Below are 24693 nucleotides of genomic sequence, written 5' to 3' on the forward strand. Positions count from 1 at the left end.
GTCGTACGCTGTCGGCATGCAGAGTCCGCCGGATCACGCGTACCCGACCCACTGGGAAGCCGACGTGGTGCTGCGCGACGGCGGCACGGCACGGATCCGCCCGATCACCCCCGACGACGCCGCACGCCTGGTCTCGTTCTACGAACAGGTCTCGGACGAGTCGAAGTACTACCGCTTCTTCGCGCCCTACCCCCGCCTCTCCGACCGCGATGTGCACCGCTTCACCCACCACGACTACGTGGACCGGGTCGGCCTGGCGGCCACCGTGGGCGGCGAGTTCATCGCCACCGTCCGCTACGACCGGATCAACGACCAGGGGCTGCCCGCCAAGAACCCCGGGGACGACCAGGCGGAGGTCGCTTTCCTGGTGCAGGACGCCCATCAGGGGCGCGGCGTCGCCTCCGCCCTCCTGGAGCACATCGCCGCCGTGGCCCGCGAGCGCGGCATCCGGAGGTTCGCCGCCGAGGTGCTGCCGGCGAACTCCAAGATGATCAAGGTGTTCACGGACGCCGGCTACACCCAGAAGCGCACGTTCGAAGACGGCGTGGTCCGGCTGGAATTCGACCTCGAACCCACCGAGCAGTCCATGGCCGTCATGCGCGGCAGGGAACAGCGCGCCGAGGCCCGCTCCATGCAGCGGCTGCTCGCCCCCGGCTCGGTCGCGGTCGTGGGCACGGGCCGTGCCCCGGGAGGCGTCGGCCGCACGGCGCTGCGCAACCTCCTCGACTCCGGCTTCACCGGCCGCACCTACGCCGTCAACCACGCCTTTCCCGAGGGCACCGACCGGCTCGACCCGGAAGGCGTGCCGGCCATCCGCTCGCTGCGGGAGATCTCCGGGCCGGTCGACCTCGCGGTCATCGCCGTCCCCGCCGACCGCGTCCCCGAGGTCGTCGACGACTGCGGCGAACACGGCGTGCAGGGCGTCCTGATCCTCTCGTCCGGTTACGCCGAGGCCGGCCCCGAGGGCCGTGAACGCCAGCGTGCCCTGGTGTGCCAGGCCCGCTCCTACGGCATGCGGCTGATCGGCCCCAACGCCTTCGGCCTGATCAACACCGCCCCCGGGGTCAGGCTGAACGCCTCCTTCGCGCCGATGATGCCCGGCGCCGGCCGCATCGGCCTGTTCACCCAGTCCGGCGCGATCGGCATCGCCCTGCTCAGCGGGCTGCACGACCGCGGCCCCGGGGACGGCGGCATCGCCGGCATCTCCACCTTCGTCTCGGCGGGCAACCGTGCCGACGCCTCCGGGAACGACCTCCTCCAGTACTGGTACGACGACCCGGACACCGACGTCGCGATCCTCTACCTCGAATCGATCGGCAACCCGCGCAAGTTCACCCGGCTCGCCCGCCGTACCGCCGCCGTCAAGCCGGTCGTCGTCGCCAAGGGAGCGCGCCACCACGGCACCGCTCCTCCTGGGCACACCGTTCCCACCGTCCGCATCCCTGACAGCACCGTCTCCGCCCTGATGCGCCAGGCCGGCGTGATCCGCGTCGACACGGTCACCGAACTCATCGATGCCGGGCTGCTGCTCGCGTCCCAGCCGCTGCCCGCAGGCCCGCGCGTCGGCATCCTCGGCAACTCCGAGGCGTTGTCCCTGCTGGCCTACGACGCCTGCCTCACGGAGGGACTGCGCCCGCAGCGCCCCCGGGTGCTCGCCTCCGCCGCGACCCCGGACGACTTCCACACCGCGCTCGCCGAGACGCTCGCGGCCGACGGCTGCGACGCCGTCGTCGTCACGGCGATCCCCTGGGTGGGGGAGGGGAACGCGGTCTCCCCGGGCGAGGGCGCCGCGCTCGCCACGTCGTTGCGCGCGGCCGCTGCGGCGGATCCGACGAAGCCGGTGGCCGTCGTGCACCTCGCCATGGACACCGTCGCCGAGGCACTGGCCGCCCCGGCCACCGGACCGACAGCCACCGTTCCGGCCCCCGACGCCCCGCCCCGGGCCGGCATCCGCATCCCGGCCTACCCCGCCGCCGAGCGCGCCGTCCGCGCGCTCGCCGAAGCCGTCCGCTACGCCGCCTGGCGCCGGGAGGTCGCCGAGCCGGGCCGGGTGCCCGCGTACGACGACATCCAGGAGGCCGCGGCCGGCGCCGACATCGAGCGGCTGCTGGACCGGCTCGCGCCCGTGGCCGGCCGCTCGGTGCCGCTGCCGCCCGAAGACGCCGCCGCCCTCCTCGCCCGCTACGGCGTGCCCACCCACCCGTCGCTGCCCGCCCCCGACCCGGAAGCCGCCGTCCGCGCCGCCGACCGCCTCGGCTACCCGGTCGCCCTCAAGACCACCGCCCCCCACCTGCGTCACCGCTCCGACCTCGGGGGCGTCCGCCTCGACATCGCCAACGCGACCGAACTGCGACGCACCTACGCGGAGCTGACCGCCTTCCTCGGCTCCCCCGAAGAGCTGCGCCCGGTCGTCCAGGCGATGGTGCCGCGCGGCGTCGACACGGTCATCCGCGCCGCCATCGACCCGGCGGCCGGCGCGGTGCTTTCCTTCGGCCTGGCCGGCGCCCCCTCCCAGCTCCTGGGCGACATCGCGCACCGCCTCATCCCGGCCACCGACCGCGACGTCGACGAGCAGATCCGCTCCATCCGGGCCGCCCCGCTGCTCTTCGGCTGGCGCGGTTCCCAGCCCGTGGACACCGCGTCGCTGGCCGAGCTGCTGCTGCGGGTCTCCCGGCTCGTCGACGACCACCCCGAGGTCGTCGGCGTCGACCTCGAACCGGTCGTCGTCGCTCCGCAGGGCCTGTCCGTCCTGGGGGCGTCCGTCCGGCTGGCCAGCCCGCCCCCCACCACCGACCTCGGCCCCCGCCGGCTGCCCACCTACTGACGCGCGCCGGGCCGCGGGACCGTGCACGCGGCGGATGGCGGGCGCCCAAGGCGAAGGCGCGGAGCCGACGGCACGAGCCCCGCCCGCACGCAGCGCGGCACCTGCGGTCCCGGGCCCGCCCGTGCGGACGGCGTCCCGGACGGCCTCCTTGGCGGGCGCCCGCCCGTGGCCGACCGGCCTCGGGGCCCGCACCGGTGCGCCGCTCCCGAGCCGGTGCAGAAGACCCCGTCCGACGCGTCCTGCTGCCCCCGCCACGCCCCGTAAGATGGATGCCATGGCTAAGACCGGTACGACGACCCAGGGGCTGCGCGCGGCGATCGAGCGCAGCGGCTATTACCCGGCCCTCGTGGCCGAGGCGGTGCAGGCCGCGGTCGGCGGCGAGCCGGTCGTGGCGTACCTGGTGCACCAGGAGACGACCTTCGACGCCAACGAGGTCCGCCGCCATGTGACCGTCCTGGTCCTCACCGACACCCGCTTCATCGTCAGCCACACCGACGAGCAGGCCGCCGACGCCACCTCACCGTCCCCGTACGCCACCACCTCCACGGAATCCGTCAAGATCGGCCGGATCTCCTCGGTCGTGCTGAGCCGGGTGGTCGCCAATCCGGAGTCGTACACTCCGGGCCAGCTGCCCCGTGAGGTCGTCCTCACCATCGGCTGGGGCGCGGTCGCGCGCCTCGACCTGGAGCCCGCCACCTGCGGTGACCCCAACTGCGAGGCGGACCACGGCTACACCGGATCTTCCACCGCCGACGACCTCTCGCTGCGGGTCAGTGAGGCGGGCGACGGCCCCGACTCGGTCCGTGAGACGCTCACCTTCGCCCAGGCGCTCTCCGAGGCCACCGCGGCCACCACCAGCACCCGCTGATGGTGTACACCGCCAACGCCTGGCCGGAGCCCGAACCGCTCGACCCGCTCGCCGCGCCGCCGCCCGCCTACGGCACCGGCTCGCTCGCCGACCTGCTCCCCGCCATCGCCGCGGGACAGGGCCTGCCCGGCCTCGGCACGTCGATGGAACTCGCCCCCGCCGACCGCGTCTGCGTCTTCCTCATCGATGGCCTCGGCTGGGAACTGCTGCGTGCCCACCCCGATGAGGCGCCGTTCCTCACCTCCCTCCTGGGGACGTCGTTCAACGGCAGCGGCCGCCCGCTCACCGCCGGCTTCCCCTCCACCACCGCCACCTCGCTCGCCTCGGTCGGCACCGGTCTGCCGCCCGGCGCCCACGGCCTGCTCGGCTACACCTGCGAGAACCCGGCCACCGGCGCGCTGATGAACCAGCTGCGCTGGCAGCCCTGGACCGACCCGTACGCCTGGCAGCCCTACCCGACGGTCTTCCAGCAGGCCGACGCGGCGGGCATCCACACCTGCCAGGTGTCCGCGCCGCACTTCCAGCAGACGCCCCTCACCAAGATCGCCCTGAGCGGCGGGACGTTCCACGGCCGGCTCACCGGCGAGGACCGCATGGACCTCGCCGCCCGGCAACTCGCCGCCGGTGACCGCTCGCTGGTCTACACGTACTACGCCGAGGTCGACGGCAACGGCCACCGCTACGGCGTGAACTCCGACGCCTGGCGCGGCCAGTTGATGTACGTCGACCGCCTCGCGCAGCGGCTCGCCGAGCAACTCCCGCCGCGCAGCGCCCTGTACGTCACCGCTGACCACGGCATGATCGACATTCCCTTCGGCCCCGACTTCCGGATCGATTTCGACGAGGACTGGGAACTGCGCGCCGGCGTACGCCTGCTGGGCGGCGAAGGACGCGCCCGGCACGTCTACGCTCACCCCGGTGCGGCCTCCGACGTGCTCGCGGTGTGGCGCGAGGTTGTCGGCGAGCAGATGTGGGTGGCGAGCCGCGACGAGGCCATCGCGGCCGGCTGGTTCGGGCCGCGCGTCGACGACCGGGTCCGCAGTCGCATCGGCGACGTCGTCGCGGCGGCACACACCGACATGGTGATCATCGCGAGCGAGCGCGAGCCCGGCGAATCGAAGATGGTCGGCATGCACGGTTCGATGACCGCCGTGGAGCAGCTGGTGCCGCTCCTGGAAGTCCGCACCTGACCCGCGCGTCACCACCCCGCCGTCCTGCCCGTATGAGCCCGAAAGGCCCGCAACTTCCCATGCCCGAGCTGGTGTTCTTCTCCGGAACGATGGACTGCGGAAAGAGCACCCTCGCTCTGCAGATCGAGCACAACCGCTCGGCCCGCGGGCTGCAGGGCATGATCTACAGCCGCAACGACCGGGCCGGCCGCGGCAAACTCTCCTCCCGCCTCGGCCTGGTCACGGAAGCCGTCGAAGCGGCCGACGACATGGACTTCTACACCCACGTCGTCGGCCATCTCAGCTCCGGCGGCCGGGTCGACTACGTCATCGCCGACGAGGCCCAGTTCCTCGCCCCCGAACAGGTCGACCAGCTCGCCCGGGTCGTCGACGACCTCGACCTGGATGTCTTCGCGTTCGGCATCACCACCGACTTCCGCAGCAAGCTCTTCCCCGGCTCCCAACGCCTGGTCGAACTGGCCGACCGGATAGAGGTACTTCAGGTCGAGGCGCTGTGCTGGTGCGGCGCACGGGCCACACACAACGCCCGCACGGTCGGCGGCCGGATGGTCGTCGAGGGTGCCCAGGTCGTCGTCGGCGATGTCGACAACCGGCAGGCGGAGGTCGGCTACGAGGTGCTGTGTCGGCGCCACCACCGCCGCCGGCAGACCTCGGCGACCGCCCACGCCGCCGCCCTCTCCCCGGACGTCCTCCCGGTCGACGCGCCCCGTTAGGGCCCCGTCAGGCCGGCTGGATGAGCGTGAAGACGGCGCCCTCGCTGTCGGCGGCCACCGCCAGCCGCCCGCGGGCGGAGTTCCGGGGCGCGCGCAGCACCTGCCCGCCCAGCTCGACGACCCGCCGCGCCGCGGTATCGGTGTCCGGGACGGCGAAGTACGTCATCCAGTGCGCACCGCGGTCCCGCGGCAGCGCCTGCCCCACGCCGCGAATCCCGGCCACTGCCTGCCCGTTGAGGTGCAGGGTCAGGTAGTCGAAGTCGGCCGAGACGACTGCCTGCGACGTGTAGCCGAAGACGTTCTCGTAGAACGGGCCGACCGCATGGGTTTCCTGGGTGATCAGTTCGTTCCACACCGGAGTGCCCGGCTCGCCGACGGCCGCCGTGCCGGTCATCGTCTTCCCCTGCCAGACGCCGAAGACCGCGCCCTGCGGGTCGGAGGCGATGGCCATCCGCCCGGCGTCGTCCGCGTCCAGCGGCCCCACCCCCACCGTCCCGCCGCAGCAGCGGATCTGTTCGGCGGTCGCGTCCGCGTCGTCACTGGCCATATAGGTGGTCCAGGCGCCGGGGAGCTGCCGGTCGGACGCCAGCTCGCCGAGTCCGGCCACCTCCCTCCCGTCGACGAACGCCCTGGCGTACGGCCCCAAGTGCTGCGGGCCCGGTCGGAACTCCCAGTCGAACAGCGCGCCGTAGAACTCCTGCGTCGCGGACAGACTGTGTGCCATGAGGCTCACCCAGCAGGGCGCGCCGGACATCCGCCGAGTCGCTGCCTCGGTCGTCATCGTCACTCTCTCCTCGGACCATTGGGGTGGTGGCCATGTGTGTGGGGGAATGGGTGCAAGACCCGACCAGATGCTCGCACCAGGTGACCCGCCGTGCGCCCCGGCCGCGCCGTTGCTGCCGGGTTCGTGCGGGAGAATGACCGTTTTTGCCGCTGCACATCCGGTTCGGCAGCCGAACCGGCCGAGGCAACTCCGCCATACGCAGGGTGGGCACCCGCCTTCTGTACGTAGCCATCTCTACGCAAGGATGCGACCCATGAATCACCTCATCACCGCTACCGAACTCGCGAACGAGTTGTCGGCGGGCACACCGCCCGTCCTTCTGGACGTCCGCTGGCAGCTCGGCGGCCCGCCCGGCCGCTCGGAGTACGCGGCAGGACACCTGCCCGGCGCGGTCTACGTCGACCTCGACACGGAACTGGCCGGGCCCGCGGGAACCGGCGGCCGCCATCCGCTGCCGGACCTCGCGGTCTTCACCGACGCCATGCGGGCGGCCGGTGTCCGCGGCGACCGCCCCGTGGTCGTTCACGACGGCGGGCAGGGCTGGGCCGCGGCCCGCGCCTGGTGGCTGCTGCGCTGGGCCGGCCACCCCGATGTGCGGGTGCTGGACGGCGGGTTGGCCGCGTGGACGTCGTCGGGAGCCACTCTGACGAGTGAGATTCCGGTACCGCCCGCCGGTGACTTCACCCCTGCACCGGGCGCGCTGCCGGTGCTGACGGCGGACGAAGCCGCCGCGCTGGCACGTACCGGCGTCCTCCTGGACGCACGCGCCGCCGAACGCTACCGGGGTGACGTCGAGCCCATCGACCGGGTCGGCGGCCACATCCCGGGCGCGGTCTGCGCACCCACGACCGAGAACGTCACCGAGGACGGCACCTTCCGCGGCGCCGACGCCCTCGCGGGCCGCTTCGCGGCACTGGGCGCCAAGGACGGCACCGAGGTCGGTGTCTACTGCGGTTCCGGTGTCTCCGCCGCCCACGAGGTGCTGGCCCTGGCGGTCGCCGGCGTCCCGGCCGCGCTGTACGTCGGGTCGTGGAGCGCCTGGTCATCCGACGTGTCCCGCCCGGTGGCCACCGGCAACCAGCCCGGCTGAACCACCACACCGCACGAAACCGCCCGCCCCGTACGGCACGGGGCGGGCGGTTTCGCGCGGTGCGGCGTTTCGTTATTCGGGCTTCTTGCGCCGGGTGCCGAAGACGATCTCGTCCCAACTGGGCACCGCGGCACGGCGTCCCGGCCGGACACCGTCGGCCTCGGCCTGCCGGTCGGTCGTCCCGGTCAGCCGGTCACGGTGGCCGGCGACCGCCCGCGGCATCAGCACATCGGCGTACGCGGAGCCCGCGCCCGCACTGGCCGCGGGCGCGGCCGGCTCCTCGATCTCGTCGTCCTCCGGCTCGTCGACCTGCGGCGCCTTGACGGCCTCCGGCACGACCATGTCGCCGCGGAAACTGGGAACCGCCTCCAGCAGGCTGGTCAGCGAGTCCCGCTCGCGTTCCCCGACGGCTTCCTCGGCGACCCGCGGCTCGGCCTCTTCGTCGGCCGGGGCGGTACGCTCCGCGCGCTCGCCGCGGTCCGGCATCTGCCGGTCCAGGGCGCGGTCCAGCGGCCGGTCACGCGGCAGCCGCGCGATCCGGGGCACGAACGGAAAACTCGGCTCGGGAGTGTCGTCGGCCTCGCCGATCAGCGCCCGTGCCTCGTCGTCCACGGCCTGGACGAGCCGCCGCGGCGGGTCGTACGTCCAGCTCGCGGAGTGCGGTTCGGTGCCGACGCGGTAGACCAGCAGCACTTCCCAGGTGCCGTCGTCCCGGCGCCAGGAGTCCCACTGGGCGCTGTCCTTGTCGGCGCCGCGCAGCAGCATGCGTTCGGCGACCGCCTCGCCGAGCTGCGGCCCGGTGTTCTCGCCGGGGCGCCGTACGGGTGTCTTGCGGGCGCGCTCGGCCATGAAGGCGCGCTCGGCGAGCACCGGGCCTTCGAAGCGGCGCACCCGCTCGACCGGGATGCCGGCGAGCTGGGCGACTTCCTCCGCGGACGATCCGGCTCTTATACGCGCCTGGATGTCCCGCGGCCGGAGGTGGCTCTCGACCTCGATCTCGATCTGGCCGAGACGCGCACGGTCGTTGCGGACGGCGGCGCGCAGCCGCTCGTCGATCGGAAGCGTGTACTCGGTGCTGTCCGCAGCTTTGAGCACCAGCCGTGTGCCGTCGTTGGAGACGGCCACGACACGCAGTTCGGGCATGGGGACCTCCCGGGTGGTGCCTGCCGACGTCACGTGCGTCGCTGCTTCCGCTAGTCGAGTGTGGCCTGCCCGGGTGCAGCCTGCCACAACATTGCCGAGTTGCCCGGCGTGTCGGACCATGGCCCGTAAACGCCGTGGTGACACGGTTACCTGTTCGCAACGCTGGTGACCGTACCGCCTGCCCTGGGATCGATCACCCGTGCCGAGCAGCGGCGCCCCAGGGCGGGTGCCGCCTGTAGGGCCCCTTCCCGTGAGTCCGGGCAGCCGGACGGGATCCCGGGGCCAGGGATCGCCACAGTACTCCATTCGGGCCACTGAGGTGCACCGCCGCGCCGCTGAAGTTCTGGTGCGACAACGGAGTTGAGTCGCCTTGTCGATCTCTCTACCACGGTCGCGGGTGGCAAGGTTCACAGAATCTCCAGATCCGGAACTATTCACTTCGCCCAAAAGTCTCTTACCTGTGCAAGGTGGATCGAAATGTCGATCAAGGGCTGGAGATGGACGAAAAAACCGAAAGCGACGCGAAGAAAAAGGAGAAACGGATCGACCTGAGCGTGCCTCAGGTTGCGGGCAGTGCTCTCGCAGCGGCGGTCGCCGCCTTCCTCGCGGGTCAGCTCGGCGTCTACGGAACCATCATCGGCGCGGGTGTGGTCAGCGTCGTGGCCACGACCGGCGGCTCGGTCTTCCAGCATCTGTTCCGGCGGACCGGCGAGCAGCTCAAGGAGGCGAAGGTCACCACCCGGCCCAAGCCGCGGCGTACGGCCGACACGGGCCCCGCCACTCGGGGCGCGCCGCAGGCCGCCGGTCCCACGATGGTGCTCCCGACGTTCGACAGGCAGGGCGCGGAGGACGAGGTCACCTCTGTCGCCGCCCGCCGGCCCGGCTCCGGCGCGGCTCCCGGTAACGACCGTACGCAGCTGCTGCGACGGGCCGACACCGCCCGGCCGCCCGTCGAGGACGACGCGGCGACCCGGATGCTGCGGGCCGCCGACACGGACGCGACCCGTGTGCTGCGGAAGACGGACGGTGCCGACGCGGGCCGCTCCGCCGACCGTACGCAGCTGGTGCCGCGGCTCGACGATCGCACCGTGGCGCTCGGCCGGGCGGATGCTCCGGATGCGGGTGACGGCGGCGCGGGCCCGGAGGTTCCGGGGACCGATGAGGTCAGCACCGCGACGTACGGCACCCGGCTGCGGGGCTGGCGGCGGCCGGCGCTCGCCACGCTCGGCATCTTCGTGCTTTCCATGGGCGTGGTCACCGGCGTCGAACTGATCACGGGGGAGACCCCGAGCGGCGGCAAGGGCACCACCCTGGGCAATCTCACCCGTTCCGGCGGTCCCCATCGGGATGCCCCCGAGACGCCGCAGACGCCCGACCCGGGACGGTCCGGTGACACCGGCACCGGACACCGCGACGGCAGCGCCGACCCCACCCCGGACCCCAGCAGCTCCGGCGACACCGGCAGTGGAACGGGAACGGGCAGCGGCACCGACAAGGGGACGCCGACACCCACCCCGTCCGATGGCAACACGCCCTCGTCGGGCCCCACCACAAGCCCGGACCCCACCGCGTCGACGGGCGACGGGAGTGGCACCGGCGACGGGTCGACCGGCCAGGGCGACCAGGAGCGGCAGACCGATCAGTCCGGTACCCAGGCGCCGGCCCCTGACGCCTCCTGACCCGCAACCCGCACCCGCGCTACGGCCGTGGGGGGGGGGGGCCGGCCCGGCACCCTCCCGAGGTGCCGGGCCACGGCCGTACCGCGTCAGGGGCCGAGCACCCGCCGCAGATAGCTGTTGCTGAACCGGCGCTCCGGATCCAGCCGGTCGCGCACCGCGGTGAACGCGCCGAACCGCGGATAGACGTCCGCCAGGTAGTCGGCGTCGCGGGTGTGCAGCTTGCCCCAGTGCGGGCGCCCGGCGTGCGCCGTCATGATCCGTTCGGCGGCCGCGAAGTACGCCTGGTGCGGCGTGCCGCGGTACATGTGCACCGCGATGTAGACGGTGTCGCGGCCCGAAGCGGTCGACAGCGGCAGGTCGTCGGCCGGTGCGGTACGCACCTCCACAGGGAAGCTGACCTTGAAGCGGGATCGTTCGACGAGCGCCTTCAGCTCCCGCAGCGCGTCGGTCGCGGCGGACCGGGGGAGCGCGTACTCCATCTCCAGGAATCGCACCCGGCGCGGCGAGGTGAACACCTTGTACGGGATGTCGGTGTACGTACGGGCCGACAGCGCGCGGCTGGAGACCTTCGCGATTCCCGGGACCGCCGCGGGCAGGGCCCGGCCGACGGAGCAGGCGACCTGGAAGACCCCGTTGGAGAGCAGCTCGTCCTCGATCCAGCCGTTGATCCTGCCGGGCGGCGCGGCCGGGCCCTGGCTGCGGTTGTTGCGCTTGGTGTTGCAGCTGCCGGTGTGCGGGAACCAGTAGAACTCGAAGTGCTCGTTCTCGGCGACCAGTTCGTCGAAGCGGCCGGTCACCTCGTCGAAGCCCATCGGCTCCTCGCGGGCGGTCAGCAGGAACTCCGGCTCCACGGCGAATGTCAGCTCGCTGACCACGCCCAGGGCGCCGAGGCCCAGCCGGGCCGCGTCGAAGACATCCGGGTTCTCCTTCGCGGAGCAGCGGAGCACCGAGCCGTCGGCGGTGACCAGTTCCAGGGCGGTGATCTGGGCGGCGAGCGAGGCGGAGTCGCGTCCGGTGCCGTGAGTGCCGGTGCCGGCGGCGCCGGAGACGGTCTGTTCCATGATGTCGCCCATGTTGGTCAGCGACAGTCCGTGCGCGGCCAGGGTCCGATTGAGGTGCACGAGTGGTGTCCCTGCGGCGACGGTCACCGTTCCGGCCGTCCGGTCGATCGTGCGCACGCCGGTCAGCCGCTCCGGGCGTACCAGCAGCCCGCCGGTGGCGGCGGCCGGGGTGAAGGAGTGGCCGGTGCCGACCGCCTTGACGGTCAGTCCGTCGTCGACGGCGGTGCGGACAGCGGCCGCCAACTCCTCGGTGCTGGAGGGAGTCACGGTACGGGCGGGGCGGGCGGTGACATTGCCGGCCCAGTTCCGCCACGGTCCTCCCGAGCCGCGTCCTCCCGAGCCGCCGACGGCGTTGCTGGCTGCCATGGTGACGTCCCCTCCCTCCGCACGGGCGGTCCCATGGGCCGCCGTTGGTGTGAGCTGAGCGCATGATGCCAGTCGCTGTCGGCCCGTCCCGGCGGGGTGACGGGAATCACATGATCAGGGAGTCGGTGGTAATCGCCCGGCTCCGGGACATGTCACACCGACGTCACACTGACTGCGTGGCGATTGCGCCCACAAGGGGGCGGCTTGGTCAACGCGGGCTGCAAGGAGGCGGGTCGGGGCGCCGGCGACTGCGGTGACTGTGACGCTGTGGTGACTGTGACGCGGCGGTGACTGCTGCGTCGCGTCGCGGGTGGGTGTGAGTGCGCACGAGCCGCTGGGAGGCGGCTGGTTGATGTCGCCCGCCCAGGTTCGTGTGGCCCGCAAGGAGGCCGTTGGTTTACGTGGCCCGCCTGGGGGCGGCTGAGTTCCGGCGGCCGTCCAGGAGGTGGCTTGGTTCACGTGGTCCGCAAGGGGGCGGTCGGGTTCGCGTGGCCCACAGGGAGGCAGCTGGTTCCACGCGGCCGCCCGGAGGCGGCCGGTTTGCGCGCGTGGCTACGACACCCGTTCCCCGTCGGGGTGTTCGTCCTGAGAGGCCGGGCCGCCCCGTTCCGCAATGGTTGTTGCCGTCGGCCGTGCACCCGCGGCCCCCGGGCGAAGCCTGCGGTATCCGGCGAGTGCCACCACCGCGGCGAGCACACCCGCCACGCACGGCACCAGATAGCCGCGGCCCGCGCCCGCGGCGTCCACGACCCAGCCGGCCGCCGATGAGCCCAGCGCGACACCGACCGCGAGCCCGGTGCTCGTCCACGTCATGCCCTCGGTCAGCTTCGCCCGCGGTACGTGCTCCTCGACCAGCGCCATCGTCGTCACCATCGTCGGCGCGACCGACAGGCCCGCCACGAACAACGCCACCGCCAACAGCGGCAGTGACCCCACCAGTTGCAGCGGCACCATGCTCGCCGCCATCACGCACAGCCCCACCACCCACCGGCGGGACGGATGCCCCTTGAGATGCAGCAGCCCGAACACGGCGCCCGCCAGACACGAGCCCAGCGCGTAGACCGCCAGCACCAGACTGGCGGCCCCCTTGTGGCCCTCCTCCTCCGCGAACGCGACGGTCACCACGTCGATCGCCCCGAAGATCGCGCCGGTGGACACGAACGTCGCCACCAGCACCTGCAGCCCTCTGGACCGCAGCGCCGACCCCTTGGCGTGCTGCTCACGCGGATGCGGCACGGGTTCCGTAGCCCGCTGCGCCGTCAGCCAGAACACCCCGGCCACCAGGAAGACGGCCGCCAGCAGCGGCCCGGACTCCGGGAACCACACCGTGCACAGCCCGATCGACAGGATCGGGCCGAAGATGAAGCAGCACTCGTCGACGATCGATTCCCAGGAATACGCGGTGTGCAGCTCGCGCGGGGAGCCGCGGTAGAGCTCCGCCCAGCGCGCCCGGATCATCGACCCCACGCTCGGCACACACCCCGCACCGGCCGCGAAGACGAACAGCGTCCAGTCCGCCCAGCGCTGCTGCGCGCTGATCAACAGTCCGGCGACCGCGGCGACCGACACCAGCGTCGCCGGGCGCAGCACCGGACGCTGGCCGTACCGGTCCACCAGCCGGGAGATCTGCGGGCCGAACAGCGCGGCGGACAGTGCGAGGGTCGCGGACAGCGCGCCCGCCAGGCCGTAACGGCCGGTCAGCTGCGACACCATCGTGACCACGCCGATGCCCAGCATCGACAGCGGCATCCGCCCCAGGAGCCCGGCGGCGGAGAAGGACTTGGTACCGGGCGGGCCGAAGATGGCGCGGTAGGGACTGGGCAACGGGGGGCGCTCCGCCGGATGAGGACCGAAGATCGGTAAGGAACGAACAGGGCCGATACAGCTTACGGGGGCGAGGGAGCGCACGCCTCCGGTTTTCCGGCCGTCCGCGGCGCCCTCGCGAGCAGGCGCCGTAAGTCCTGCTCGCACGCTCCGGCCGGCGGTGAGCGGGGCCTGCCCGCCGCTCCCGGGGGAAGGGTGGCAGGATCGATGGCATGCCCGAACAGTACGATTCCCGTCCTTACGACGCCCTGCTGCTGCTCTCCTTCGGCGGCCCCGAAGGCCCCGACGACGTCGTCCCGTTCCTGGAGAACGTCACCCGCGGCCGCGGCATCCCCCGCGAGCGGCTCAAGGAGGTGGGGCAGCACTACTTCCTGTTCGGGGGAGTCAGCCCCATCAACGCCCAGAACCGGCAGCTGCTCGACGCGCTGCGCAAGGACTTCACCGGGCACGGCTTGGACCTGCCCGTCTACTGGGGCAACCGCAACTGGGCGCCCTACCTGACGGACACCCTGCGCGCCATGGTGCGCGACGGCCACCGCCGTATCGCCGTCCTGGCCACCAGCGCCTACGCCTCGTACTCGGGCTGCCGCCAGTACCGCGAGAACCTCGCCGACGCGCTCGCCGCCCTGGGGGCGGAGGGCCTGCCCGTCCCGCAGGTCGACAAGCTCCGGCACTATTTCAACCACCCGGGCTTCATCCGGCCGATGGTCGAGGGCGTCCTCACCTCCCTCGCCGCCCTGCCCGAGGACGTGCGGTCCGGCGCCCACCTCGCCTTCACCACGCACTCGATCCCCACCGCCGCGGCCGACACCTCGGGCACCCCCGAGGACCACACCAGCGACGGCGAGGGCGGCGCCTACGTCGCCCAGCACCTGGCCGTCGCCCGGGTGATCGCGGACGCGGTGCGCGAGGAGACCGGCATCGACCACCCCTGGCAGCTCGTCTACCAGTCGCGCAGTGGCGCCCCGCACATCCCCTGGCTGGAACCCGACATCTGCGACCACCTCGAAGAGCTGCACGGCTCCGGCGTCCCGGCCGTCGTGATGGCCCCCATCGGCTTCGTCTCCGACCACATGGAGGTCAAGTACGACCTCGACACCGAGGCCACCGCCAAGGCCGCGGAACTGGGCCTGCCGGTCGCCAGGGCGGCGACCGTCGGCGCCGACCCGCGATTCGCCGCGGCCGTCCGCGACCTCGTCCTGGAACGAGCCGCCGCCGAACGCGGCCGCACGCCGGAGCGCTGCGCCCTGGGCGCACTCGCCGCCTCGCACGACCTGTGCCCCATCGGCTGCTGCCCGGCGCGCGCCCCCCGCCCGGCCGCCGCAGGCGCCGACTGGCGGGGCCCCGCCGAAGCCCCGGCGTAACGGCGCACTCCCCGGCGCCGCGCCCCGTCCTCCCGAACCCGCCCGACCACCGCTCGCCCGAGCAAGGAGCCCCGTGTCCGACCCGCTGCACGACGAACTTCTCCAGCTGGCCCTCGAAGCCGCCCGCCGCGCCGGGCAGTTGCTGCGTGACGGCCGGCCCGCCGACCTCGGCGTGGCCGCCACGAAGACCAGCCCCATCGATGTCGTCACCGAGATGGACCTCGCCTCCGAGAAGCTGATCACCGAATTCCTCGCCGGGCACCGCCCGCACGACGGCTTCCTGGGCGAAGAGGGCGCCAGCGTCGAGGGCAGCAGTGGTGTGCGCTGGGTCATCGACCCCGTCGACGGCACCGTCAACTACCTGTACGGGCTGCCCTCCTGGGCGGTGTCCATCGCCGCGGAGAAGGACGGTGAGACCGTCGCAGGAGTGGTCGCGGCCCCCCTGCGCGGCGAGACCTACCACGCCGTACTCGGCGGCGGCGCGTTCAACAACGGCGAGCCCATCCGGCACCGGCCCGCGCCGCCGCTCTCCCAGGCGCTGGTCGGCACCGGCTTCGGCTACCTCGCCGAGCGCCGGGCCGCGCAGGCCGATGTGGTGCGCACCCTGGTGCCGCAGGTCCGCGACATCCGCCGGGGCGGATCGGCGGCGATCGACCTGTGCGACGTGGCCTGCGGCCGCCTGGACGCTTACTACGAGCGCGGCCTGAACCCGTGGGACCTGGCGGCTGGTGACCTCATCGCCCGTGAGGCCGGTGCGCTCACCGGAGGTCGGCCGGGCGACCCGCCCTCCCACGAGCTGACCCTCGCCGCGTCGCCGGAACTGTTCGGCACGCTCCAGCCGCTGCTGGAGGACCTGGGCGCCTGGCACGACTGACCGGCCCGCGGGCACGGCTGCGCCCCGGCACCCTTGGCGGGTACCGGGGCGCCGTTGCGTATACGGGCCGTTCGTCAGGCGCTCGCGGCGCTGACCTCCACGCCGTGCTCGGTGGCCAGGCGCTGCAGGTCCTCGAGCTCCGCCTGCTCGACCTCGGCGAGGAACTCATCGCCCGCCGCGCGAGCACGGTCCAAGTCGGCTTCGGTGTTCCTTATGCGCTGCAGAATTCCTGCGGTGAACGCGTCCATGGTGCGCCCCCTCGTCGTGGGTCGGGTGGCACGGGGTGTGCCGACGGGTGGGTCGATCACGGCATGGTCCCTGTGGACGGGGTCGGTGGTGGACGCCGTACAGGGCGTGATCGCGGGTGTGCAGTCGTCCTCCCCCCGTGCAACCTCAGGGAAACCTCAACCGGCCCGGGAATCCTGCCCGTCGGGGCCCCGGCACCCCTCCGCACCCCCCTTACCGCCGGTTTATGGCTCTTCGGGGCAGGATGGAAGGGCTCTGAGACATTGTTGTGCCCTGCCTGGCGGGGCCCTGGGGAAGGAATTGCGACGTGCGTGTTCTCGTCGTCGAGGACGAGCAGCTGCTCGCCGATGCGGTGGCCACCGGACTACGCCGGGAGGCCATGGCCGTCGACGTGGTCTACGACGGCGCTGCCGCCCTGGAACGGATCGCGGTCAACGACTACGACGTCGTCGTTCTGGACCGCGACCTTCCGCTCGTGCACGGCGACGACGTCTGCCGCCGGATCGTCGAGCTGGGGATCGCCACCCGGGTCCTGATGCTCACCGCCTCCGGGGACGTCAGCGACCGCGTCGAGGGCCTGGAGATCGGCGCGGACGACTACCTTCCGAAGCCGTTCGCCTTCACCGAGCTGACCGCCCGGGTGCGGGCCCTGGGACGCCGTACGACCGTCGCGCTGCCGCCCGTCCTGGAGCGGGCCGGCATCAAGCTCGACCCCAATCGCCGCGAGGTGTTCCGCGACGGCAGGGAGGTCCAGCTCGCCCCGAAGGAATTCGCGGTGCTGGAGGTGCTGATGCGCAGCGAGGGCACGGTCGTCTCGGCCGAGCAGCTCCTGGAGAAGGCTTGGGACGAGAACACCGATCCCTTCACCAACGTCGTCCGCGTCACCGTCATGACGCTGCGCCGCAAGCTCGGTGAGCCCGCGGTGATCGTCACGGTCCCCGGCTCGGGATACCGGATCTGACCGCCGATGCCCTCGATGCCTTCCTTCTCGAAAGCGACGCCCCAGCAGCCGCCGACACCGCCCAAGCCCACCTGGGATCCCAAACCGGTCAACGTCCGGCCCTTCCCCTGGCTGCGCCCCACCATCCGGATACGGCTCACGCTGCTGTACGGCGGCATGTTCCTGATGGCCGGAATCGTGCTGCTGACGATCATCTACATCCTGGCGGCCGACGCCCTGGGCACGGGCAACCAACTGCCCTTCAAGATCGACGGCGCGCGCGATCTGAGCGTCTCCAGCGCCACCTGCCCCGGACTGTCCGCCGTGGGCACCATCGACCAGCTCAACCGCGCGACCGCCGAATGCCTCCAGCACCAGCGCGCGCTCGCCCTCAACACCCTGCTCAACCGTTCGTTGCTGGCGTTGCTGGGGCTGACGATCGTGGCGTTCGCCTTTGGTTATGCGATGGCGGGTCGGGTGTTGTCGCCGTTGGGGCGGATCACGCGTACTGCGCAGCGGGTGGCCGGTTCCGATCTGCACCGTCGGATCGAGCTGGGTGGTCCCGATGATGAGCTGAAGGAGCTTTCGGACACTTTTGACGAGATGCTGGACAGGCTGGACCGCGCTTTCGAGTCGCAGCGGCGTTTCGTTGCCAATGCGTCGCACGAGTTGCGTACTCCGTTGGCGATCAACCGGACGTTGCTGGAGGTACAGCTGGCGGATCCGGATGCGTCGCCGGAGCTGGCGCAGCTGGGCAAGACGTTGCTGGCGACCAACGAGCGCAGTGAGCAGCTGGTCGAGGGGCTGCTGTTGCTCGCCCGCAGTGAGAACAAGATCGTGGACAAGAAGCCGGTCGATCTGTCCGAGGTGGCGGCGCAGGCGGTGGAGCAGTCCCGTGGTGAGGCGCAGTCCAAGGGTGTGGAGTTCCGTGGGGTGCGTCAGCAGGTGTTCGTGCAGGGCAATGGAGTTCTGCTGGAGCGGATTGCGCTGAATCTTGTGCAGAACGCGGTGCGTTACAACGTTCCCCGGGACGGCTGGGTGGAGGTTGCCACCGAGCCGCAGCCGGGGTGTGCGGTGCTGGTGGTCTCCAATACGGGGCCGGTGGTTCCGGCTTATGAGGTGGAGAACCTCTTCGAGCCGTTCCGGAGGTTGCGTACGGAGCGGACCGGCAGTGACAAGGGCGTCGGTCTGGGGCTGTCCATCGTGCGTTCCGTGGTGCGTGCCCACGACGGCAGCATCACGGCGGAGCCACGTGAGGGCGGCGGGCTCACGATGCGGGTCGTCCTGCCGCTGTGACCGCCCCGCCGCTGTGACGGCGGCGCCCCGGACGGACGGGGCCCGCCGCGGCGGCTGTGCGGCCGCTGGGGGCGCCGGGCGGCGGCCCCGGCCCCCTCGGACGTTTGTGCGGCCGATCGCTCGCTGAGCGGCCGCACAGCCCTTCGGGGCCTGGGCGCGGTTTGACGGGACGGTGGCGCGGCGGTCATCCTTCGCCGAGTTCGCTTTGCGCGGAATTCAGGCGCCTTTCCCGCCAGTTCTCCCGTGTGTGATCGCTCACAGGAGCCGCATTCCGGGCATCAACTCTCCGTGATCAAAACACCCGGTGGAAAGCCGGGAAAATCCGGGTTTCCGGGGGCCCTGATCACGGGAAGTACACGTGATGGCATCCGCGCGGTGCGACATTCGGACCGTGTACGGTCCTGTTCGCCATCCAAACCGATCACCTCGCCAGGGGTGCGGTTGGGTGTCGATTGAGTAACAGACCTTGATGTGAGGCAAAATCTCCGCCTCAGGTCGGGCACAAGTCCGACCTCTCACGCGTTACGAGCGCTGAGACACCGCAGACACCCAGAGGGGGAGAGCGACATGGCTACGGATTACGACACCCCACGCAAGACAGATGATGACCTCAACGAGGACAGCATCGAGGAATTGAAGTCGCGGCGGAACGACAAATCCGCCTCGGCCGTCGACGTCGACGAGTTCGAGCAGGCCGAGGGCCTGGAACTCCCCGGCGCCGACCTGTCCAACGAAGAGCTCGCCGTACGGGTCCTGCCCAAGCAGCAGGACGAGTTCACGTGCATGAGCTGCTTCCTGGTTCACCACCGCAGCCAGCTCGCGGCGGAGGACAAGAACGGCAACCCGATCTGCCGCGACTGCGCGGCCTGAAGGACCGGTCGACGCCGTGGCAGGCGTGAACCCGTTCCGTAAGGGCCACAAGGGCGTAAGAGGCCCGGCGGCCGGCGCACGATCACGCGAGGAAACCGCGCCCGTGCCCGCCGACCCGACCGCCCTTCCCGCGGAGCGGACGACCGGTGCACCGCAGGAGCGAGGCCGCGCGGCCTCGCTCGCGGGCAGGGTCGGCCGTGGCGCCAGAAGAGGCGGCGGGAGCGCGCGGGCCTCACTCGCCGCCATCGCCGACCGGCTGATCGCCACCGCCCCGCGGATCCCGGTCCGCGACCTCGCCACCCTGCGCGCCCAGTTCCCCGGACTGACCCCCGAGGAACTCGCCGACAAGCTCATCGCGGGCGCCACCAGGGCCACCGCAACGGTCGGCGCCGGCGTGGGTGCCGCCGCGATGCTGCCGGTGCCGCCCGCCATGCCGGCCGAGCTGGCCGCCGAAGTCGTCGGCGTGGCCTCGGTCGAGATCAAGCTCATCGCCGAACTCCACGAGGTCTACGGACTGCGGCCGCCGGGCACCCGTACGCAGCGGGCCATGGCCTACTTGACGTCCTGGACCGGCGAACGCGGCATCGAGATCACGAGACCGGCCTCGGTGAACATCGCGCTCGGCGGGCAGATGAGGCGTGAACTGCGCCAGCAGATCATGAAGCGGACGCTGCGCAATCTGCCCAACCTCACCCCGTTCATGGTCGGCGCCGCGATCGGCGCGTTCCTGAACCGCCGGGACACCGGAAAGCTCGCGGCGACCATCCGCAAGGACCTGCGCGCCCGGCAGGTGCCGTGGGGCACCTTCCCGGACGCCTCGCGCACCCCCTGACCGGCCCGCAGGAAGCCGCACAGGACCGGCCACGACCCGTCCCGCCGGCCGCCGCCCCCGTCCCGCAGGTCAGGCGCGAACGGCTGCCAGGGCCGCCACCAGGCGCTCCGGCTCACGCGTCGACAGATAGGCGTACGGCGTCGGGTCCGACGGGTCGTCGATCTCCACCCGCACCGCGGTACGGATGTAGCTGCGCAGCAGCATGAACGCACGGGCGTCGGCCTTGTGCATACGCCAGGCCATCGCCTCCTCCGCATCCAGCACCTCGGCCGTGCCCAGCACGGTCAGCGGGATCTTCGCATCGCCGGCGATCAGCGCGTCACCGACCACCCGGATCCGCGCCGAGCCGTACGAACTCACCACCACCGCGGACACCGCCGCCCCGCCGACCAGCCCGCCGAGCATCGGCAGCGTGCCCACGGGAAGCAGCATCAGGGCGCAGGCGACACCGACCAGGGCGGCGATCACCCACCAGGAGCGGGGCGCGGTGAGACGTTCTTCGTACGGCTGCATGGCACCAGCTTGGCACGGCGGCATGGGCCCCTGACGCGCGCGGGTAGGGTCTGCACTCGTGAGTGGAACTGACGAACCCAGGACGCGGCTGACGCCACCCGAGGACGCCGTCGCCCCGGTCCGGCACCCCGAGGCGCCGGCGCCCGGAGAACTTCTCGGCGCGCACTACGACCGCTGCTTCGGCTGCGGCACCGGACAGCCGCACGGCCTGCACCTGGAGGCGCGGGCCGGCGAGGACGTGAGCGTCCGCGCCGAATTCGTGGTCAAGGAAGCCCACCAGGGCGCCCCCGGCCTCGCGCACGGCGGCGTGCTGGCCACCGCGCTCGACGAGACGCTGGGCGCGCTGAACTGGCTGCTGCGGGTGATCGCGGTGACCGGCAGGCTGGAGACCGACTTCCTGCGCCCGGTGCCGCTCGGCACCGTCCTGCACCTGGACGCGCGGGTCACCGCGGTGCACGGCCGGAAGATCTACTCGACCGCCGTCGGCCGGATAGGCGGCCCCGACGGACCGGCCGCGGTGCGGGCCGACGCCGTCTTCATCGAGGTGAAGGTCGACCACTTCATCGACAATGGCAGGACCGAGGAGATCCAGGCGGCGATGGCCGACCCGGACCAGGTCAAGCGCGCACGTGCCTTCGAGGTGAACCCGTGAGCCAGGGACGCAATCCCGTCGACGTACTGCTGCGGCGGCTCGACCCCGACGTACCCGTCCCCTCGTACGGGCACCCAGGCGACGCCGGGGTCGACCTGGTGACCCGTGAGGCCGCCGAACTCGCGCCGGGCGAGCGCACGGTGCTGCCCACCGGTGTGTCGATCGCGCTGCCCGACGGCTACGCCGCCTTCGTGCACCCGCGTTCCGGCCTCGCCGCCCGCTGCGGACTGGCGTTGGTGAATGCCCCTGGGACGGTGGATGCCGGGTACCGTGGGGAGATCAAGGTGATCGTGGTCAATCTGGATCCGCGCGAGAGCGTGCGGTTCGAGAGGTTCGACCGGATCGCCCAATTGGTCGTCCAGCAGGTCGAGAAGGTGCGCTTCCACGAGGTGGCGGAACTTCCCGGCTCGGCGCGGGCCGAGGGGGGATTCGGATCCACCGGCGGCCATGCGGCGGTGGGCGGCTCCACGGGCGGGAATGGCTACGCATCGGTCGGTGCCGACCGGGAAGGACAGTGACGTGTTCGGACGTCGCAAGAAGAACGAGGCTGCGCACGAGCCGGCGGAGGACACGGAGCTCGCCGACGAGGCGGCGGTGAGCGACGAGGCCGACGGGGAAGAGGCGGCTGACGGCCGGCGGCTCACCCTGCCGCCCGCGCCGCGTCCCGACGGGCCCTGGGACGCGTCGGAGGTCAAGGACCCCGCCGAGGGCCGGGTCGACCTCGGCGGCCTGTTCGTGCCCGGCGTCGAGGGCATGGAGCTGCGGGTGGAGGTCGCCGGTGACGCGATCGTCGCCGCGACCGTCGTGCTGCAGGACAGCGCCGTGCAGCTGCAGGCGTTCGCCGCCCCCAAGAACGAGGGGATCTGGGGCGAGGTCCGCGAGGAGATCGCCTCCGGCATCACTCAGCAGGGCGGCGTCATCGACGAGGTCGAGGGCCCCCTCGGGTGGGAACTGCGCGCCCAGGTGCCCGTACAGCTCCCGGACGGGACGAACGGCGTGCAGGTCGTGCGCTTCGTCGGCGTCGACGGGCCGCGGTGGTTCCTGCGCGGTGTCATCTCCGGGCAGGGCGCGGTGCAGCCGCAGGCCGCCGGGGTGCTGGAGCACATCTTCCTGGACACCGTCGTGATCCGCGGTGACGCCCCGATGGCGCCGCGCGACCCGATCGTCCTGAAGCTGCCGGACGACGCGCAGATGGTGCCCGACGGCGTGCAGCAGGAGCCGGCCGAGGGGTCGCGCTTCGGCGGCGGCGTCGATCGTCTGGAGCGCGGGCCGGAGACCACCGAGATCCGCTGAGCGGGGCCGCCGAGCGGGATCTGCCGGCCGGCGCGGAGCGCCTGGAGCCGCGGGTTCCGGAAGCGCCCGCCTCTCACACGGTCACAGGGGCCGTACTCCCCACACAGGGAGTACGGCCCCTGTGCTGTCCGCACCTCTTCGTATCGGCTTGATTTCCCCCTGCCAAAGCGGTCCGCGCGCCGTCCCCATGCCGCTGTGAGCCCCCTGTGCGCGGGCGTCCGCTGCGCTGTCGGTGCAGGTGGGAGCGGGGGCGTAGAGAAAGCGTCAAGGGAAGGCCGCGCGCCGTATGGGAGGCGTCAACGGCGGTCGTGCGCCGACGCCGCGGCGGTTTGCTCTAGGGGTCCGATCCCGCCGTTCCTAGGAGCACACGATGGCCGACGTGGCCTTCGTCGTCGTCACGATCGCGGTCTTCGCGTTGGTGGCTCTCGTCGCCAAGGGGGTGACGAAGCTGTGACCGTGGAAAACATCGTCGGCCTGATAGTGGCCGTCGCCCTGCTCGGCTATCTGGTTCTCGCCCTCGTCTTCCCGGAGAGGTTCTGAGCACCGCATGAGCCCCGTTCTTGCCGGCGTGCTCCAGCTGACAGCGCTCATAGCCGCGCTGGCCCTGGTGTACCGCCCTCTCGGCGACCACATGGCCGCCGTCTACAGCTCCCCGAAACATCTGCGCGTCGAGAAGGTGATCTACCGCTGCATAGGCGCCGACCCGAACGCCGGGATGCGCTGGCCTGCTTACCTGCGGTCGGTGCTGGCGTTCTCCGCTGCGGGCATGCTCTTCCTCTACCTGCTGCAGCGCCTCCAGGGCAGCCTGCCGCTGTCACTCGGCTTCACATCGATCAGCCCGGACCAGGCGTTCAACACCGCGGCGTCCTTCGTCGCCAACACCAACTGGCAGTCCTACAGCGGCGAACAGGCCATGGGCCACGTCGTGCAGACCGCCGGCCTCGCGGTGCAGAACTTCGTGTCGGCCGCCACCGGTATGGCCGTCGCCGTCGCCCTGATCCGCGGCTTCGCCGGAGTCCGGGCGCGCGCCCGGGGCGGTGCGGCGGACGCCGACGGACGCACCGGTGACCTCGGCAACTTCTGGACCGACCTGGTGCGCGGCGTCACCCGCGTGCTCGTACCGATCGCCGTCATCGGCGCGATCGTGCTCGTCGCATGCGGCGCCATCCAGAACTTCTCCGGCATCCACGGGCTCGGACAGTTCATGGGAGGCACCCAGCAGACCAACGGCGGCGCGGTGGCCTCCCAGGAAGTCATCAAGGAACTCGGCACCAACGGAGGCGGCTACTTCAACGCCAACTCCGCCCACCCGTTCGAGAACCCCAACGGCTTCACCAACCTCTTCGAAATCTTCCTGATCCTCGTCATCCCCTTCTCGCTGACCCGCACATTCGGCCGGCTCATCGGGAACCTCCGGCAGGGCTACGCCATCCTGGCCGCGATGGGCATCATCTGGCTCGGTTTCACCGCGCTGATGATGTGGACCGAGTTCGCGCACGGCGGCCCGGCCCTGCAGGCCGCGGGCGCAGCCATGGAGGGCAAGGAAAACCGCTTCGGCATCGGCGGTTCGGCGATCTTCTCGGTCGCCACCACCCTCACATCCACCGGTGCCGTCGACTCCTTCCACTCCTCGTTCACCGCGTTCGGCGGCGGCATCCAGCTGCTCGGCATGATGCTCGGTGAAATCGCCCCCGGCGGCGTCGGATCCGGCCTCTACGGCATGCTCATCATGGCGATCATCGCGGTGTTCATCGCCGGCCTGATGGTCGGCAGGACACCCGAGTACCTCGGCAAGAAGATCGGCACCCGCGAAATCAAACTCGCCGCGTGCTACCTCCTGGTCACCCCCACCCTGGTACTCGGCTTCACCGCCGCCTCGATGGTGCTGCCCGACGCCCTGGGCTCGATCCTCAACACCAAGGCGCTGGGCGCAGGACCGCACGGATTCTCCGAAGTCCTCTACGCCTTCACCTCCGGAGCCAACAACAACGGCTCCGCGTTCGGCGGGCTCAACGCCAACACCCCCTGGTACAACACCACGATCGGCCTCGCCATGCTGCTCGGCCGCTTCCTGCCGATGGTGTTCGTCCTGGCGCTCGCCGGCTCGCTCGCCGGGCAGCAGCCCGTGCCCGAGACGGCCGGCACCCTCCGTACCGAGAAGCCGCTCTTCGCGGGGCTGCTCGTCGGCACGATCTTGATCATCAGCGGTCTGACCTACTTCCCCGCACTGGCCCTCGGGCCGCTCGCCGAGGGGCTGTCATGACCGCACCC

At 71.8% G+C, this 24693-nt stretch carries 23 protein-coding genes; 17 read left to right on the top strand and 6 right to left on the bottom strand.

Going from position 1 to position 24693, the window contains the following annotated elements; translation table 11 throughout:
- Nucleotides 1-16: 16 nt before the first annotated feature.
- The 4 genes from LIU39_RS03245 to LIU39_RS03260 all read left to right on the top strand — a co-directional run bounded on the left by LIU39_RS03245 (nt 17) and on the right by LIU39_RS03260 (nt 5595).
- Nucleotides 17-2824, top strand: a complete 2808-nt coding sequence (locus tag LIU39_RS03245; RefSeq protein WP_227044325.1) for a bifunctional acetate--CoA ligase family protein/GNAT family N-acetyltransferase — start codon at nt 17-19, stop codon at nt 2822-2824.
- Between the two features lie 274 nt (nt 2825-3098).
- Nucleotides 3099-3692 (top strand): DUF5998 family protein, encoded by a 594-nt coding sequence (locus LIU39_RS03250; RefSeq protein WP_227044326.1) that lies wholly within the window; start codon nt 3099-3101, stop codon nt 3690-3692.
- The gene (locus LIU39_RS03255; protein ID WP_227044328.1) at nt 3692-4882 is read left to right on the top strand and encodes an alkaline phosphatase family protein; all 1191 of its coding nucleotides are present in this window, start codon (nt 3692-3694) and stop codon (nt 4880-4882) included. Before LIU39_RS03250 ends, LIU39_RS03255 begins: the two co-directional genes overlap by 1 nt.
- A 59-nt stretch (nt 4883-4941) precedes the next feature.
- On the top strand, nt 4942-5595 hold the full coding sequence (locus LIU39_RS03260) for a thymidine kinase (RefSeq protein ID WP_227044330.1): 654 nt from the start codon (nt 4942-4944) through the stop codon (nt 5593-5595).
- Between the two features lie 7 nt (nt 5596-5602).
- Here LIU39_RS03260 and LIU39_RS03265 read toward each other — a convergent pair whose 3' ends face one another.
- On the bottom strand, nt 5603-6376 hold the full coding sequence (locus tag LIU39_RS03265) for a VOC family protein (RefSeq protein WP_227044332.1): 774 nt from the start codon (nt 6374-6376) through the stop codon (nt 5603-5605).
- A 256-nt stretch (nt 6377-6632) separates the two neighbouring features.
- Here LIU39_RS03265 and LIU39_RS03270 point away from each other — a divergent pair, with 256 nt between their 5' ends.
- The gene (locus LIU39_RS03270) at nt 6633-7469 is read left to right on the top strand and encodes a sulfurtransferase (RefSeq protein WP_227044333.1); all 837 of its coding nucleotides are present in this window, start codon (nt 6633-6635) and stop codon (nt 7467-7469) included.
- A 72-nt stretch (nt 7470-7541) separates the two neighbouring features.
- On the opposite strand, the gene sepH is transcribed toward LIU39_RS03270, so the two are convergent.
- Entirely contained in the window at nt 7542-8612 is a 1071-nt protein-coding gene (sepH, locus tag LIU39_RS03275; RefSeq protein WP_227044335.1) for a septation protein SepH, read from the bottom strand.
- 497 nt (nt 8613-9109) lie between these two features.
- Here sepH and LIU39_RS03280 point away from each other — a divergent pair, with 497 nt between their 5' ends.
- Nucleotides 9110-10291, top strand: coding sequence for a hypothetical protein (locus LIU39_RS03280; protein WP_227044336.1), 1182 nt, complete (start codon nt 9110-9112; stop codon nt 10289-10291).
- Between the two features lie 86 nt (nt 10292-10377).
- Here LIU39_RS03280 and LIU39_RS03285 read toward each other — a convergent pair whose 3' ends face one another.
- Both LIU39_RS03285 and LIU39_RS03290 read right to left on the bottom strand, forming a co-directional pair.
- Nucleotides 10378-11718, bottom strand: a complete 1341-nt coding sequence (locus LIU39_RS03285; protein ID WP_227044338.1) for a D-arabinono-1,4-lactone oxidase — start codon at nt 11716-11718, stop codon at nt 10378-10380.
- A 552-nt stretch (nt 11719-12270) separates the two neighbouring features.
- Nucleotides 12271-13542 carry an MFS transporter gene (locus LIU39_RS03290; RefSeq protein WP_227044340.1) on the bottom strand — a complete coding sequence of 424 codons (1272 nt, stop codon included), beginning with the start codon at nt 13540-13542 and terminating at the stop codon, nt 12271-12273.
- Between the two features lie 212 nt (nt 13543-13754).
- On the opposite strand from LIU39_RS03290, the gene LIU39_RS03295 reads away from it, so the two are divergent.
- Together LIU39_RS03295 and LIU39_RS03300 are read left to right on the top strand one after the other, a co-directional pair.
- Entirely contained in the window at nt 13755-14906 is a 1152-nt protein-coding gene (locus LIU39_RS03295; protein WP_227044342.1) for a ferrochelatase, read from the top strand.
- A gap of 73 nt (nt 14907-14979) precedes the next feature.
- Complete coding sequence (locus LIU39_RS03300) at nt 14980-15780, top strand: inositol monophosphatase family protein (protein ID WP_227044344.1); 801 nt, start codon at nt 14980-14982, stop codon at nt 15778-15780.
- Between the two features lie 74 nt (nt 15781-15854).
- On the opposite strand, the gene LIU39_RS03305 is transcribed toward LIU39_RS03300, so the two are convergent.
- On the bottom strand, nt 15855-16028 hold the full coding sequence (locus tag LIU39_RS03305) for a hypothetical protein (protein WP_227044346.1): 174 nt from the start codon (nt 16026-16028) through the stop codon (nt 15855-15857).
- A gap of 305 nt (nt 16029-16333) precedes the next feature.
- Here LIU39_RS03305 and LIU39_RS03310 point away from each other — a divergent pair, with 305 nt between their 5' ends.
- The 4 genes from LIU39_RS03310 to LIU39_RS03325 all read left to right on the top strand — a co-directional run bounded on the left by LIU39_RS03310 (nt 16334) and on the right by LIU39_RS03325 (nt 19964).
- Nucleotides 16334-16987: a response regulator transcription factor gene (locus tag LIU39_RS03310; protein ID WP_227044348.1), complete on the top strand. Its 654-nt coding sequence runs from the start codon at nt 16334-16336 to the stop codon at nt 16985-16987.
- Between the two features lie 15 nt (nt 16988-17002).
- A complete protein-coding gene (locus LIU39_RS03315; protein ID WP_227044350.1) occupies nt 17003-18262 on the top strand; it encodes a sensor histidine kinase in 1260 nt (419 codons plus the stop codon).
- A 567-nt stretch (nt 18263-18829) separates the two neighbouring features.
- Entirely contained in the window at nt 18830-19132 is a 303-nt protein-coding gene (locus LIU39_RS03320; RefSeq protein WP_016575747.1) for a DUF4193 domain-containing protein, read from the top strand.
- Between the two features lie 103 nt (nt 19133-19235).
- Complete coding sequence (locus tag LIU39_RS03325; RefSeq protein WP_227044352.1) at nt 19236-19964, top strand: hypothetical protein; 729 nt, start codon at nt 19236-19238, stop codon at nt 19962-19964.
- A gap of 69 nt (nt 19965-20033) precedes the next feature.
- On the opposite strand, the gene LIU39_RS03330 is transcribed toward LIU39_RS03325, so the two are convergent.
- Nucleotides 20034-20477 (bottom strand): DUF3093 domain-containing protein, encoded by a 444-nt coding sequence (locus LIU39_RS03330; protein WP_227044355.1) that lies wholly within the window; start codon nt 20475-20477, stop codon nt 20034-20036.
- A 58-nt stretch (nt 20478-20535) separates the two neighbouring features.
- Here LIU39_RS03330 and LIU39_RS03335 point away from each other — a divergent pair, with 58 nt between their 5' ends.
- The 5 genes from LIU39_RS03335 to kdpA all read left to right on the top strand — a co-directional run bounded on the left by LIU39_RS03335 (nt 20536) and on the right by kdpA (nt 24685).
- Entirely contained in the window at nt 20536-21129 is a 594-nt protein-coding gene (locus LIU39_RS03335; protein ID WP_227044357.1) for a PaaI family thioesterase, read from the top strand.
- Nucleotides 21126-21647 carry a dUTP diphosphatase gene (dut, locus tag LIU39_RS03340; RefSeq protein ID WP_227044359.1) on the top strand — a complete coding sequence of 174 codons (522 nt, stop codon included), beginning with the start codon at nt 21126-21128 and terminating at the stop codon, nt 21645-21647. The genes LIU39_RS03335 and dut overlap by 4 nt, the downstream gene beginning before the upstream one ends.
- A 1-nt stretch (nt 21648) precedes the next feature.
- A complete protein-coding gene (locus LIU39_RS03345) occupies nt 21649-22422 on the top strand; it encodes a DUF3710 domain-containing protein (protein ID WP_227044362.1) in 774 nt (257 codons plus the stop codon).
- Between the two features lie 450 nt (nt 22423-22872).
- Complete coding sequence (gene kdpF / locus LIU39_RS03350; RefSeq protein WP_046925563.1) at nt 22873-22962, top strand: K(+)-transporting ATPase subunit F; 90 nt, start codon at nt 22873-22875, stop codon at nt 22960-22962.
- Nucleotides 22963-22969: 7 nt separating this feature from the next.
- A complete protein-coding gene (kdpA, locus tag LIU39_RS03355) occupies nt 22970-24685 on the top strand; it encodes a potassium-transporting ATPase subunit KdpA (RefSeq protein WP_227044365.1) in 1716 nt (571 codons plus the stop codon).
- The last annotated feature ends 8 nt before the right edge of the window (nt 24686-24693 follow it).

It is taken from the genome of Streptomyces pinistramenti, from assembly GCF_020564935.1.
GTDB classification, from domain to species: Bacteria; Actinomycetota; Actinomycetes; order Streptomycetales; family Streptomycetaceae; genus Streptomyces; species Streptomyces pinistramenti.

Bases quoted from the DNA above. Each gene is read 5' to 3' on its own strand.
- LIU39_RS03285 (WP_227044338.1), bottom strand. From the start codon at position 11,718: ATGGCAGCCAGCAACGCCGTCGGCGGCTCGGGAGGACGCGGCTCGGGA.
- LIU39_RS03255 (WP_227044328.1), top strand. From the start codon at position 3,692: ATGGTGTACACCGCCAACGCCTGGCCGGAGCCCGAACCGCTCGACCCG.
- LIU39_RS03330 (WP_227044355.1), bottom strand. From the start codon at position 20,477: ATGCAGCCGTACGAAGAACGTCTCACCGCGCCCCGCTCCTGGTGGGTG.
- sepH (WP_227044335.1), bottom strand. From the start codon at position 8,612: ATGCCCGAACTGCGTGTCGTGGCCGTCTCCAACGACGGCACACGGCTG.
- LIU39_RS03320 (WP_016575747.1), top strand. From the start codon at position 18,830: ATGGCTACGGATTACGACACCCCACGCAAGACAGATGATGACCTCAAC.
- LIU39_RS03245 (WP_227044325.1), top strand. From the start codon at position 17: ATGCAGAGTCCGCCGGATCACGCGTACCCGACCCACTGGGAAGCCGAC.
- LIU39_RS03250 (WP_227044326.1), top strand. From the start codon at position 3,099: ATGGCTAAGACCGGTACGACGACCCAGGGGCTGCGCGCGGCGATCGAG.
- LIU39_RS03315 (WP_227044350.1), top strand. From the start codon at position 17,003: ATGCCTTCCTTCTCGAAAGCGACGCCCCAGCAGCCGCCGACACCGCCC.
- LIU39_RS03295 (WP_227044342.1), top strand. From the start codon at position 13,755: ATGCCCGAACAGTACGATTCCCGTCCTTACGACGCCCTGCTGCTGCTC.
- LIU39_RS03260 (WP_227044330.1), top strand. From the start codon at position 4,942: ATGCCCGAGCTGGTGTTCTTCTCCGGAACGATGGACTGCGGAAAGAGC.
- LIU39_RS03280 (WP_227044336.1), top strand. From the start codon at position 9,110: ATGGACGAAAAAACCGAAAGCGACGCGAAGAAAAAGGAGAAACGGATC.
- LIU39_RS03265 (WP_227044332.1), bottom strand. From the start codon at position 6,376: ATGACGACCGAGGCAGCGACTCGGCGGATGTCCGGCGCGCCCTGCTGG.
- kdpA (WP_227044365.1), top strand. From the start codon at position 22,970: ATGAGCCCCGTTCTTGCCGGCGTGCTCCAGCTGACAGCGCTCATAGCC.
- LIU39_RS03305 (WP_227044346.1), bottom strand. From the start codon at position 16,028: ATGGACGCGTTCACCGCAGGAATTCTGCAGCGCATAAGGAACACCGAA.
- LIU39_RS03270 (WP_227044333.1), top strand. From the start codon at position 6,633: ATGAATCACCTCATCACCGCTACCGAACTCGCGAACGAGTTGTCGGCG.